The 12273-nt window shown below is 71.9% G+C and carries 13 protein-coding genes; 6 read left to right on the top strand and 7 right to left on the bottom strand.

Annotation, left to right across the window (positions count from 1 at the left end):
- Positions 1-3: 3 nt before the first annotated feature.
- The 4 genes from M3Q23_15075 (at position 4) to M3Q23_15060 (ending at position 4153) form a co-directional block, all read left to right on the top strand.
- A complete protein-coding gene (locus M3Q23_15075; GenBank protein ID MDP9343381.1) occupies positions 4-813 on the top strand; it encodes a carbon-nitrogen hydrolase family protein in 810 nt (269 codons plus the stop codon).
- The gene (locus M3Q23_15070; protein MDP9343380.1) at positions 810-2264 is read left to right on the top strand and encodes an amidohydrolase family protein; all 1455 of its coding nucleotides are present in this window, start codon (positions 810-812) and stop codon (positions 2262-2264) included. Before M3Q23_15075 ends, M3Q23_15070 begins: the two co-directional genes overlap by 4 nt.
- 16 nt (positions 2265-2280) lie before the next feature.
- Positions 2281-3288, top strand: coding sequence for an LLM class flavin-dependent oxidoreductase (locus M3Q23_15065; protein MDP9343379.1), 1008 nt, complete (start codon positions 2281-2283; stop codon positions 3286-3288).
- Positions 3289-3361: 73 nt separating this feature from the next.
- The gene (locus tag M3Q23_15060) at positions 3362-4153 is read left to right on the top strand and encodes an HAD-IIA family hydrolase (protein MDP9343378.1); all 792 of its coding nucleotides are present in this window, start codon (positions 3362-3364) and stop codon (positions 4151-4153) included.
- 6 nt (positions 4154-4159) lie between these two features.
- Here M3Q23_15060 and M3Q23_15055 read toward each other — a convergent pair whose 3' ends face one another.
- The 6 genes from M3Q23_15055 to M3Q23_15030 form a co-directional block, all read right to left on the bottom strand.
- Positions 4160-4582: a hypothetical protein gene (locus tag M3Q23_15055; protein ID MDP9343377.1), complete on the bottom strand. Its 423-nt coding sequence runs from the start codon at positions 4580-4582 to the stop codon at positions 4160-4162.
- Positions 4583-4644: 62 nt separating this feature from the next.
- Entirely contained in the window at positions 4645-6123 is a 1479-nt protein-coding gene (locus tag M3Q23_15050) for an FAD-binding protein (protein ID MDP9343376.1), read from the bottom strand.
- Between the two features lie 4 nt (positions 6124-6127).
- Complete coding sequence (locus M3Q23_15045; protein MDP9343375.1) at positions 6128-7447, bottom strand: (Fe-S)-binding protein; 1320 nt, start codon at positions 7445-7447, stop codon at positions 6128-6130.
- An 84-nt stretch (positions 7448-7531) separates the two neighbouring features.
- On the bottom strand, positions 7532-8236 hold the full coding sequence (locus tag M3Q23_15040) for a GntR family transcriptional regulator (protein ID MDP9343374.1): 705 nt from the start codon (positions 8234-8236) through the stop codon (positions 7532-7534).
- Positions 8237-8341: 105 nt separating this feature from the next.
- Positions 8342-8731 (bottom strand): rhodanese-like domain-containing protein, encoded by a 390-nt coding sequence (locus M3Q23_15035; GenBank protein MDP9343373.1) that lies wholly within the window; start codon positions 8729-8731, stop codon positions 8342-8344.
- Between the two features lie 62 nt (positions 8732-8793).
- On the bottom strand, positions 8794-9309 hold the full coding sequence (locus M3Q23_15030) for an O-acetyl-ADP-ribose deacetylase (protein MDP9343372.1): 516 nt from the start codon (positions 9307-9309) through the stop codon (positions 8794-8796).
- 56 nt (positions 9310-9365) lie between these two features.
- On the opposite strand from M3Q23_15030, the gene M3Q23_15025 reads away from it, so the two are divergent.
- Positions 9366-10037, top strand: coding sequence for an MBL fold metallo-hydrolase (locus M3Q23_15025; GenBank protein ID MDP9343371.1), 672 nt, complete (start codon positions 9366-9368; stop codon positions 10035-10037).
- A gap of 23 nt (positions 10038-10060) precedes the next feature.
- Positions 10061-10669 (top strand): hypothetical protein, encoded by a 609-nt coding sequence (locus M3Q23_15020; GenBank protein MDP9343370.1) that lies wholly within the window; start codon positions 10061-10063, stop codon positions 10667-10669.
- Between the two features lie 42 nt (positions 10670-10711).
- Here M3Q23_15020 and M3Q23_15015 read toward each other — a convergent pair whose 3' ends face one another.
- Positions 10712-12100 (bottom strand): lactate racemase domain-containing protein, encoded by a 1389-nt coding sequence (locus tag M3Q23_15015; protein ID MDP9343369.1) that lies wholly within the window; start codon positions 12098-12100, stop codon positions 10712-10714.
- Positions 12101-12273 lie beyond the last annotated feature (173 nt).

Below are 12273 nucleotides of genomic sequence, written 5' to 3'. Positions count from 1 at the left end.
CGCGTGGCCCTGGGTCAGATCGCGATCGAAACCCTCGACGCGACGGCGAACCTCGAGCGGATCGCGCGCGCCTGCGAGGAGGCGGCTTCCGCAGGAGCGGAGCTCGTCCTGTTCCCGGAGCTCGCCAACATCGGCCAGGTGCCGGCGTTCGACCCCGAGTTCGCCGCCCGCTACGTCGACGCCGCCGAACCCGTCCCGGGCCCGTTCACCGATGCGATCGGCGACGCGGCCCGACGTCACGGGCTGCACGTGGTGGTCGGCCTCGCCGAACGCCACGTGGATGCGGGGGACCGGGTGTTCGACTCGGCCGTGGTCGTCGCCCCGTCCGGCGCGATCGCGGGGATCCAGCGGAAGCTCCATCCCGCCCACGGTCCGGAGCGGGACTACTTCGCCAGGGGATCCTCGATCGTGGTGGTCCCGACCGACCTCGGTGTGCTGTCCGCCCAGGTCTGCTACGACCTGTACTTCCCCGAGGTGCCCCGGGCGGCGGCGCTCCGAGGCGCCGAGATCCTGTGCGGCATCGCCAACATCACCGACCGGCCCGAGTGGCCGGACCGCCTGGCCCATCTCGCCTCGGTCCGCGCGTACGAGAACATGCAGCACGTGGCCGTGGTGAACCGGGTCGGCGAGAACCACGGCCGCCCCTTCGGGGGCGAGAGCGTCGTGGCCGTCCCCCCGGGGATCGTCGTGGCGCGAGGCCCCCGATCCGAGGAGGCCCTCGTCGTCGCGACGCTGCACGCGAAGACGCTGCACGACGAACGGGCGGAGCGGCCGGTGTTCGAGGATCGCCGTCCCGAGGTGTACGGCCTGTGACCGACGCTCCCGTGGAACCGGAGGGTCCCACCCGCGCCCCACGAGAGACCCCGCCCGGCGACCGACCTGAGTTCGACGTGCTGGTCACGGGCGGCGAGGTGGTCCTTCCGCCGGTCGGCGTCCTCCCCATCGATCTCGGGATCCGTGGCAACCGCATCATCGCGCACTTGCAACGAGATGCAGTTGCAGCGGCTCGCAACTACATCGACGCGCGGGGGAAGCTCGTCTTCCCCGGTCTGGTCGATCCGCACGTCCACATCGGCTACACCGCCGGCCGGGGCATGCCCCTCGACGCGATGCCCGAGCACTTCGACACGGAGACTGCGTCGGCGCTCGTCGGCGGCATCACCACCCTGATCGTGATGTACCGGAACGAGGCCCGCTACGAAGACATCTGGGACGAGATGGTACGGGCCGGGGAGCAACACTCCCGGATCGACTTCGGCTACACGCTGGGGATCACCGGCGACCATCATAGAGAGGGGATCGCCGACCACTACAAGGAGTTCGGCATCTCGTCGTTCAAGCTCTACATGGTGTACCGGGGCGACGAGGCCGGCCGGACCGGGAACGCCTACGTCCGGTACGACGACGGGCTGCTGTGGGACACCATGGAGGCCGTCGCCGGGCTCCCGGGCGCCGTGGCCATGGTCCACGCCGAGAACATCGAGGTGATCGCCCGCATCCGGGAACGGGTTGCATCGACCGGTCGCGACGACCTGGCCGCGTGGAGCGAGTCCCGTCCCGACTTCACGGAGGCCGAGGCCGTCCGGCGGGTCCTGTACCTGGGCGAGCAGTCGGGGTGCCCCGTCTACATCCCCCACCTCTCGTGTGCCGAGTCCCTCGTCGCCGTGGCCGAGCACCGGGCCCGCGCGAGCACTCCCGCCTACGTCGAGACCTGCCCGCAGTACCTGACGCACACCATGGACTCGGACGTCGGACTGCTGGGGAAGGTGAACCCGCCCCTGCGGCGCGACCGGGACCGCGACGCGCTGTGGAGCGCGATCGCCGCGGGCTCGGTCGACACCATCGGGACGGACCACTGCGGCCTCCGCCGGCGGGATAAGGGCCCCGGCATCTGGAACGGGACTCCCGGCTTCCCAGGAATGGCCACGATGCTGCCGGTCCTGCTCCAAGGGGTACGGGATGGGCTGGTGAGCCTGCTCCACGTCGCCGCGGCCACGTCGCTGAACCCCGCCAGGGTCCTGAACCTGTATCCGCGCAAGGGGACGCTCGAGGTGGGGGCCGACGCCGACCTCGTGATCGTCGACCCGACCCTCACCCGGCGCGTGACGCCCGAGTTGCTTCGATCACGATCGGACTTCTCGATCTACGAGGGTCGCGAGCTGACGGGCTGGCCCGTTCTCACGATGCTCCGCGGAAACGTCCTGATGCGGGACGGCGAGGTCGTCGGTGCGCCGGGCTACGGGCGGTACCTTCGGCGGGCATGAGGGGAGCGAGAGGCGGATGAAGTTCGGGCTGAAGATCAACTCCCAGTTCCAGGTGGGCGAGGACGCGGTGCGGGGAACCCGCGAGATCGTGGAACAGGTCCGCGCGGCCCGCGAGGCCGGGTTCGACTCGGTGTGGGTGAGCCAGCACTTCCTGGCCAAGCCCTACCAGGCGCTGCAGACGTGGCCGCTCCTGGGGCGGCTCGCCGCCGAGTCCGGTGACATGACCATCGGCTCGAGCATCTTCCTGCTCACGCTGTCGAATCCCACCTACGCCGCCGAGCAGGCCGCCACCATGGACGTCGTCACCGGCGGCCGCTTCGTGTTCGGAGTGGGGCTGGGGTACCGGGAGGAGGAGTTCGAGGCGTTCGGCGTCGACTACGCCTCTCGTGCCTCCCGGTTCGAGGAGTGCCTCGACGTCGCCATCCGACTGTGGACCGAGGACGACGTGACGCACCGCGGCCGTCACTTCACCCTGACCAGCGCCTCGCTGCTGTTGAAGCCGGTCCAGCGACCGTACCCGCCGATCTGGATCGCGGCCTCCGGCGATCCGGCCGTGCGGCGGGCGGCCCGGTATGGATTTGCCTGGCTGATCAACCCCCACGCCAGCCTGACCAATCTGGTACGCCAGATGGAGGTCTACCGGGCCACCCTGGCAGAGCACGCCCACGAACCTCCTCCCGACGCCCCCATCTTCAAGGAGATGGCCATCGCGGACACGCGCGAAGCGGCCATCGAGACCGCGCGGCCGTACCTGGAGAAGAAGTACCGCTCCTACGCCCAGTGGGGGCTGGACCGACCCATGGGCAAGGACGAGAGCCTGTCGGTCCCCTTCGAGGCCCTGCTGAAGGACCGCTTCATCGTGGGGACTCCCGAGGAGTGCTCGGAGGACATCGAGCGGTATCGCGACCTGCTCGGCGTGAACCATCTCCTGCTGCGGCTCCAGTGGCCCGGGATGCCCCAGCGAGACGTGCTGCGGGAGATCGAGCTGATCGGCGAGAAGGTCATGCCCTCGTGGCGAAAGTAGAGCGCTTGGTGAACCAAGCATCCCGCTTGGCAATTCATCTTAGGCGCTTGGTGCACCAAGCGGGGGTGGATCCATGAGCGCGCCGATCGAGCGGTACGACCGGTTCGTGTTCGATCTCGACGGCACCATCTGGCGCGGCACCACGCTGCTGCCCCACGCCGCCGAGGTGCTGGCGGAGATCCGCCGCCGGGGAGCACCGGTCGCGTTCCTCACGAACAACGGCTCGCGGTCCGGTCGCGAGGTTGCGGAAACGTTGCGCCGCATGGGAATCGAGGCGGAACCCCGGCACATCGTGACCTCGGGCCGGGCGGCCCGCCGATTGCTGGAGGATCGTGGCCTCGGAGGTCGGTCGTGCTTCGTGGTGGGAGGCGATGGCCTCCGGGAGGAGCTGGAGCCGCTCGGCATGGAGTTCCTGTCCGAGGACGAGGGCGAGCACGCCGAGGTGGTCGTGGTCACACGCGACGAGGAGTTCACGTACGGACGGCTCCGGGCGGCCTCCCGGGCCATCGCGCGGGGCGCGTTCTTCGCAGCGACCAACCCCGACCCGACCTTTCCGGTGGAGGACGGGTTCTGGCCGGGCGGAGGCGCCATCGTGGCGGCGGTGCAGGCGGCGTCGGGCGGCGCCGAGCCCGTCTTCGCGGGGAAGCCCGAACGGCCCATGCTCGAGGAGGCCCAGGCCGCGGTCGGCGGCTCGGATGGCAGCACGCTGATGGTGGGAGACCGGCCGGCCAGCGACCTCGAATCCGCCCGGCGGATGGGATGGGCGGGGGCCCTCGTGCTCACCGGCGTGACCGGCGACCCCGGTCGGATCGACCCGCCGCCGGATCTGCTGCTCCGCGACCTGTCGGACCTACTGTCCGAATAGGAGGGGTCAGCCCGCTCCGGTCGAGCCCGCTCCGGTCGAGCCGGCTCCGGTCGAGCCGGTTCCGCTCGAGCTGGTTCCGGCCGTGGGCGTCGCGGGCTCGGGTGACCGCCTGACGAAGGTCAGGCTGACCGCACCGTGGCGAAGGATCAGCCGATCCCCCTCGATGGTCGCCCGCTGGACCTCCGTGCTCCCGGTCTGCTGGAGTACCACGGTGTCCCCCTCCACGGTGTAGGTCCCCCCGCCCTGGCCGGTGCCGACCAGGCCCGTCCATGTCCCGTCGTCGTTCAGCGTCAGCGCGATCTCGAGGCCTCCGGCCCTGGCCACATACGTCCCCGCCACCGACCGCCCGTGCGAGCACGACGCCAGCGAGAGCGCCGCGATCGAGACGAGCACCCACCGCGCCACCGTGGCGGGCGCCCACCGTGCCACCGGCCTGATGCTCATGTCGGGAGCCATGGTGCCACGACCGGCGCCGGGAACCCGGGCTGCCCTCAACCCGGGGTGGAGCCGGACAGGGCCGGCAGCATCTCCAGAAAGGACTCCCACCCGGTCTCGGCGCGGTCCGGGAAGAGCTTGCCCGGGTTCAGGATCCCCTGCGGGTCGAGGGCGTCCTTGATCTTGCGCATCGTGTCCACGGCGGCCACCCCGAGGTTCCGCTCCAGGAAGGCCCGTTTGAGCGTCCCCACGCCGTGCTCTCCGGACAGCGCCCCGCCCAGCCGGGTGGCCTCCTCGAAGATGGCGATGGCCGCTTCCTGGACCCGAATGAGCTCTCCGGTCCGATCGGGGTCGAACAGGATGTTCGGATGGAGGTTCCCGTCGCCGGCGTGGCCGAACAGCGGGATGCGCAGGCCGTGCTCCGACGCGATGCGCCCCACCGCGCGAACCATCTCGGGGATGCGGCTCCGGGGCACCACGACGTCCTCGCCCAGCTTCTTGCGGGCCACCCGCCCGAGGGCCGCGGAGATCGACCGGCGCGCTCGCCACAGCTCCTCCGCCTCGGCGTCCGAGCCGGCCACGCGGACCTCGGTCGCCCCGGTCCGCCGCGCGGCCTCCGCCATCGCCCCGAGCGCGTTGCGCGCCGTGGCGGCGTCCGGTCCGTCGGCCTCGATCAGCAGCGTCGCCTCGGCCTCCCGCGGATACCCGGCCTGCACGACGTCCTCGACCAGGCTGAGGGTCAGGCGGTCCATCAGCTCGAGGGTGGAGGGGGCCAGCCCCTCCGCCAGCACCGACGTGACGGTGTTCGCCGCATCCTCGAGCGAGGAGAAGAAGGCCAGGGCGCTGGCCCGGCCTCGCGGCAGCGGGATGATCCGGAGGGTGGCCTCCGTGATGACACCGAGCGTCCCCTCCGAGCCGACGAAGAGGTGGGGGAGCGCGTACCCCGTGGAGCTCTTGAGGGTCCGCCCTCCCGCCTGCACCACGGTCCCGTCGGCCAGCACCGCCACGACCCCGCGGACGTAGTCGCGGGTCACGCCGTACTTCAGGCATCGGGGTCCGCCCGCGTTGCAGGCCAGGTTTCCCCCGATGGTGCACTGCCGGAGCGACGCCGGGTCGGGCGGGTAGAAGAAGCCGATCCGCTCCACGGCCTGGTGGAGGTCACCGGTGATGACGCCGGCCTCCACCACGGCCATCCCGTCGCCCGGGTCGACCTCCCGGATCGATCGCATCCGGGCCAGGTTCAGCACGATGGCCCCGTTCGGCGGGATGGAGCCGCCGGCCAGCCCGGTCGACGTTCCCCTGGCCACCACCGGGATCTCCTCCTCGCCGGCCAGCCGCAGGATGGCGGAGACCTGCTCGGTGGCACGCACCATGGCCACCGCCATCGGCATCGCCTGCTGGAAGGTCCCGTCGTAGGAATACGCCAGCAGCTCGGACGGCCCGTCGCGGACCGCCTCGTCGCCGACGATCCGGCGGAGCTCCCTGGTGACCGTGCGAAGGCGCATCAGCCCGGTGCGCCCACGCGTCCCCGGCACGGCACTACCGCCGCTCCGCGTGCTCCCGAACCCTGGCCTCCGGTCCGAACCGCTCCACAGGGGCCGGGCACGCCCGGCGCATTACCTCCGCCAGGTGCAGGACGGGGATCCGGGAACCCGCCTGGCGAAGCGCAGCGCGGACCTGCAGCAGGCAGCCGGGGTTCGCGGTCACCACGGTCCGGGCCCCCGACGCGATGATGTCCTCGGCCTTTCGCCTGGACAGCTCCCGGGCGATGTGGCGGTGGGTGACGTTGTACACGCCGGCCGAGCCGCAGCACATGCCCGGCTCGTTCAGCTCGACCAGGTCCATGCCCGGGATGCGGGACAGCAGCGCCCGCGGCTCCTCCACGATCGCCTGCGCCGAGCGCAGGTGGCATGGATCCTGGAACACGACCGGTCCCTCCGGAGCCTCCCCGGAGAGGTCGAGCTCCGCGCCGGCCAGCATCACGGAGAGATCCACGACCCGGGACGCCACGCCCAGACCCTGGAGGCCAAAGTGGTGGCCGTAGCCTTTCAGGAAGGCCCCGCAGCCGGCCGAGTTCAGCACGATGGGGGCGTCGTCGCCGGACAGCGCCGCGATGTTCCTGGCCCCCATGTCGCGCGCCGTGTCGAGGTCACCCTGGTGCGCGGACAGCGCCCCGCAGCAGGTCTGGCCCCGGACCACCTCCACCTCGTACCCGGCCGCGGCCAGCAGCTCGCCCGTGGCCACGTCGATGGGAGCCAGCATGGTCGACATGAGGCATCCGGCGAACAGCACGGCCCGCCCCCGGGTACCGCCGTTCTCCGGCCGCCAGCCGCCCCCGTCGGGTTCCAGGAACTGGCGGGGGATGGGGGGCAGCGAGTGGTGGGACAGTCCTAGGGCCCGCAGGAGGCCGGTGGCGGAGGCCGCCCGGTGCAGGCCGAGGCGGCGAAGCCATCCCAGCTGCCGAACCATGCGCCGCAGCCGGGACCGGTCTCCGAGGACCCGGAGCATCCGGGTGACGGCGCGCTCCCGCCGCCCGGTCGCGCCGCTCTCGGTGAGGGCTCCCCGCAGGGCCACGCCGAGCTCGTCCATCCGCACGCCCGCAGGACAGACGTCGGTGCACGCCTCGCACAGCAGGCAGTTGAGCTCGTGGGTCACCAGGTCGTCGGTGACCTCGAGATGGCCATCCAGCAGGCCTCGGGCGATGGCGATGCGCCCGCGTGGACCCTCTTCCTCCAGAAGGGTCAGGACGTAGGTGGGGCAGGACTCCAGGCACAGCCCGCACCGGATGCAGGCCTCCATGTTGGCGCGCTCGCCGGCCAGGGTCTGAAGCGCTTCATCTGGCAGGGCACGCCTGGTCACCGGGCCTCCAACCCTTCGATGAGTAACATTTTACATGCTACTGAAGGGGGGTCAAGCTCGCGGCGGCGGACCTCAGCGGCGCGCTTACTCGAAGCGCACCAGGTCCGCCCACCGGCCGGCCCCGGACTCCGCCTCGCCCTCGTGTTCCTGGGACAGCAGGAGGTCGGCGGTGTGCAGGATGTGCTCGCGCAGGGCCCGGGCCGAGGCGGCCGGCTCCCGCCGCTCGATGCTCCCCAGGATCGCCTGGTGCTCCTCCACGATGTTGGCCAGGGACCGGGACCGGCCGGCCGTGGACGCCCCCCGCACCAGCACCAGGTCACGAAGACGATCGACTGTGCTGGCCAGGCGGCGGTTCCCGGAGGCCTCCAGAATGATCCCGTGGAACTTCCGGTCATGTTCCATGAGGGTCTGCTCGTCTCCGGCCCGGGCCGACCGTTCCATCGCGGCGAACTCCTTGCGCAGCGACCGGAGCTCCGGGTCGGTGATCTGCTCCGCGGCCACATACGCCGCCGGGACCTCCAGCAGCAGCCGCAGCGCGAAGATCTCCTCCAGGTCGTGCTGCGAGGTCTGGAGGATCCGGACCCCCCGGTTTCGCTCGAAACGAACCATGCCCTGGGTGGACAGGTCGATCAGCGCCTCGCGAACCGGCGTCCTGGACACCCCCAGGACGTCGGCGAGCTCCTGGACGGAGTGCAGGCTGCCAGGAGTCAGCTCGCCCCGGATGATCGATGCCCGGATCGAGTCGTACACCTGGCGGGTGAGGCTGTTGTCAGGGCGAATGGCTCTCATGTCGAGTCCCCCGTGTGCGCGCGACAAACCGACCCTGGGGGGCAGGGAGATTATGAATGAGGGAACGCCTCAGACAGAAATGGGGCAGCCCGGGGTGGAGGAGGCTCAGGCCACCCGGCCGGGCTCGCCGGCCGGCGTCGAGAGGGGCAGACCCTGCCGGGCCCACGCCTCCATGCCTCCGACCAGGTTGTGGGCCTCGAACCCGCGGGCCTGGAGCATCAGGGCGGCCAGCTCGCTGCGGTTTCCCGATCGGCACACCGCCACGACCGGCCGGCCGGGATCGAGATCGGGGCCCCTCCCGGCCATGAGGTCGTTGAGCGGCACGTGGACCGCCCCCTCGATCCGCCCAGCCTCCCACTCGTAGGGCTCCCGGACGTCCACGATCTGGACCTCGTCCCGGCGCGCGTACACGCCCCCGGGCTGGGTCAGGTCGTCGCCCGTGCCGTTCGCCCCGCTCACGTCGCCCACGTCGCCCACGTCGCGCTCGCTGCCCACGGTCGAACTCTACCAAGGACGTTGGATTCGCCTCGACCGCCGTCCGGGGTGGCGGCGGACGGTCACCCTTCCCCAAGGGCGCGCCCGAAGGCGTCGTGGGCCTCCCGGCCGAACAGCACGAACCGGATCTCTCGGACCCTGGTGCCGGCCTCCCGGACCGCCCGGACGGCCACCGGCGCGGCCTCGGCCAGCGGGTAGCCGTACACGCCGGTTGAGATGGCCGGGAAGGCCACGGTCTCCGCCCCCAGCTCATCGGCCACCCGCAGCGCTTCGGTGTGGCAGCTCGTCAGCAGGTACGAGCGGTCCTCGGACCTCGCGTAGACCGGCCCCACCGTGTGGATGACCCATCGGGCCGGGAGCCTGCCGCCGGTGGTGGCCACGGCCTTCCCGGTGGGCAGGCCATCGGGAAAGCGCTCGGCCCGGATGCGCTTGCACTCCTGGAGGATCTCCGGCCCGCCCCGCCGGTGGATCGCGCCGTCCACCCCCCCGCCGCCCATCAGGGACGAGTTGGCCGCATTCACCACCGCGTCGACCTCCTGCGCCGTGATGTCGCCCCGCACCAGCACGATCTCGGGCACGAGGGCTATGGTACGGCCGCCTGGTCCGGGACGGGTCGGGACGCGAAATGGGGGTCATGGCGGCGCGCAAGGGAACGACGGTGACGCGGGTGCGGGGCGGGGTGAAGGCCGCAGTCTCGCTGTTCCTCGTGGAGCACCGCGGGGTGCTCACGCTGGTGGACACCGGGACCGCGGGGAGCCTTCCCAAGATCACCCGGGCGCTCACCGCGGCAGGCCGCCGCCCCGAGGACGTCCGCCAGATCGTCCTGACGCACTGCCACGGGGACCACACGGGGACCGCCGCCGCGTTGCGCGCGGCCACCGGCGCGTCCGTGGTGGCCGGCGCGCCGGACGTCGGGCCGATCGAGGGGACCGCTCCGTACCCGGGACCGCGGGACCGCCTGTTCAAGGCGGTGTTCGCGGACCTGGTGCGGTTCGACCGGCTCCCCGTGGACGTCGCCGTGTCGGAGCGCCAGGAGCTGGAGGGAGGACTGGTGGCCATCCCCACGCCCGGCCACACCGCGGGGCACATCGCGGTGCTCGTTCCGGACCTCGACACCGTGCTGGCGGGCGACCTCGTGTGGCACCTCGGCCCGCTCCGGCCGTCGTGGCGGCGGCTGACCCAGGACCCGGAGCGCAACGCCGAGTCCATCCGGGAGCTGGCCGCGCTGGGCCACGCCCGGATCGAGCCCGGCCACGGCCGCGCGGTGTCGGGAGACCAGCTCCGGGACCTGGCCGGCCGCGTGTAGCATCGAGGCGAGGTGATGCGACCATGGTGAAGCAGGCCGACGAGGACGTGATGCAGCTCGAGGACGCTGGCGAGCCCGATGCCCGCGAGATCGACGTGCTGGCGGACCGGCTGCATCCGGCCGTGAACCGGGCCCAGGTCCTGGTCCGGTTCGACGAGCGATTCGCCTCGGGAAGCGCGCCGGACCCGCTCCCGGACGGATTCCTGCCCGGACGGCTCCTGGCCACCAGCACGTGGGCGCCGCTCGACGGGTTCCTGCGCAGGGTGGCCGGCCTGTGGATGCCGTGGCAGGGCAAGACCCTCCACCGCGAAGCCTCCACCGGCGTGAACCGATTCCTGCCGAACGTGCGAGTGCCGATGCGGACCGTGTGGCCGGGCTACACGCCCGAGTACGTCGGCCCGGATCGCATCGAGGCGTTCCCGTTCCGGACCCGCGTCGCGCCGGGTGAGCTCGACCCCGGCGTGGACGTCCTGAAGATCGACTACGACTTCGAGGCCAACCCGGACTTCATGATCCGCCGGATCCTGGACGAGCTGGTGCAGGTGGCGCCGGGCCGGTATCTCGGGAAGGTGCTGTTCCGGGCCCGGCGGCGGTTCTACCCGATCGGGTTCTTCTCCCTGCGCACGCCATAGCGCGGGAGCGCTCGAGCCGCGAGGCTCTCCCGCGGGTGGCCCTCAGGTCCGGTTCACCGCCGGCGGGTAGCGCACGACCGCCACGCTCGGGTTCGGTCCGTGCGTCGTCGCGGCCTCGGCCAGGGCGTCCTCCACGGTGGCAAGAGGCTCGAAGCCCACGTGGCGCACGACCTGCGGGTCCTCGGCTCCCGCCACCAGCACGCGCCCGGCGTGGCGGAGCCGCTTCAGCGGGTACAACGCCATCACCGGATGGACCGGGTGGAACCCGAAGCCCGTCCGGTACGCGGCCAGGTAGTCCTCCCGGGCCGCCAGCTCCGGCTCGAACCGTTCCCGGGCCTCGTACGGGTCGCGGGTGACGGGCAGCACCCGGTCCCACACCTCGCGATACGACGGGTGGTGGACGTCGTCCCAGCGGTCCGGGCACGGCGTGGCCAGGATCACCGTGCACCCGGGCTTGCCCACCGCCTCCACCATGCCACCCAGGTACCCCAGGCCCGTCGAGATCAGCGTGAGGATGGGGTTGGTGAACGAGAACGCGGCGTAGGGGCTCCAGTCCGGGACGCCGTACAGCACCACATCGACGCGCTCGGGGAGGAGGTCGCGCCGGGCGGGCTGGTGGGCCCGGGTCGTCTCCAGCACCTCGCGGCGCGTGGCATCCACGGAGCCACCCAGGACTCGGTGCACCTGGAGCGGATTCGACAGGAGCGTCTCCACCTTGAAGATCCGCCGCTCCCCGAGACGGTCCGAGACCGCCTTGCCCATGCGCTCGAGCGACTCGTGCATGCGGTTCTTCTCCATGGACATGCTCATGGTGTCGGGGGTGTGGTGTGTGCGGATGGAGCGGTAGGTGGACAGCCCGACGCAGATCGACTTCCACCCTCCGGAGAACCCGCGGGTGGTGGAGGCGTTCACGTACACCGTGAGGTCGGCGTCGGTGACGAACCGGCTGACCTCGACGGGCTCGCCCTGCTCCGTCGTCCCGAGCTCCTCCAGGTCGTCGGGCGCCTCGGCGTCGTGGCATCGCAGGCGGCCGCCGGCGGCGAACTCGCGCGCCAGGTCGGGGCCGAGGATCCCGGCCAGCTCGTCCACGGTGAACTGGCGGTGCAGCGCGTTCGCGCACAGCAGCGTGATCCGGTCCCGGCGCACGCCTCCCCGCTCGAGCTCGGCCAGCACGAGCGGGAGGGCGGTCGACCACAACGGCGCGTAGCAGGGCACGGTGGGGTCGTCGAAGGCCACCGTCACCCGTCCGGCGCCTCGAGCGACCTCGGCCAGCGGTGGTGTGTCCAGCGGATGGTCCAGCGCCTCCCGCACCGCGGCCTCCAGGTCCTGGGCCGGCGGGAGCGGGAGCGAGATCCCCGGCTCCACGACCTGCGCGCCGTCGGGGACGCGAGCGGCGATCCAGCGGCCCCCGAACACGAGCTGCGCGTCCACGGGCGAACGCTACCGCGCGTTCGCGCCCCGCGTGGCCGCGCACCTGGGTCGCTCTTCCCGTCGCCACCGGCCGGTATGGTGTGCCCCGTGCCACGCGTCAGCTTCCGTCGCGCCGCGGCCGAGCTCGCCGCTCGCGACCCCGTGATGGCCCGGCTGGTCGAGGCGGGCGGTCC

Source organism: Actinomycetota bacterium, from assembly GCA_030774015.1.
Classification (GTDB): domain Bacteria; phylum Actinomycetota; class UBA4738; order UBA4738; family JACQTL01; genus JALYLZ01.
Note: the sequence above shows the minus strand (reverse complement) of the source record. Positions and strands in the feature narration are given on the sequence as shown.

What these genes read in the sequence shown, in the direction of transcription:
- M3Q23_15065 (MDP9343379.1), top strand. Translation starts at nt 2,281, where the DNA reads ATGAAGTTCGGGCTGAAGATCAACTCCCAGTTCCAGGTGGGCGAGGAC.
- M3Q23_15060 (MDP9343378.1), top strand. Translation starts at nt 3,362, where the DNA reads ATGAGCGCGCCGATCGAGCGGTACGACCGGTTCGTGTTCGATCTCGAC.
- M3Q23_15040 (MDP9343374.1), bottom strand. Translation starts at nt 8,236, where the DNA reads ATGAGAGCCATTCGCCCTGACAACAGCCTCACCCGCCAGGTGTACGAC.
- M3Q23_15025 (MDP9343371.1), top strand. Translation starts at nt 9,366, where the DNA reads ATGGCGGCGCGCAAGGGAACGACGGTGACGCGGGTGCGGGGCGGGGTG.
- M3Q23_15020 (MDP9343370.1), top strand. Translation starts at nt 10,061, where the DNA reads ATGGTGAAGCAGGCCGACGAGGACGTGATGCAGCTCGAGGACGCTGGC.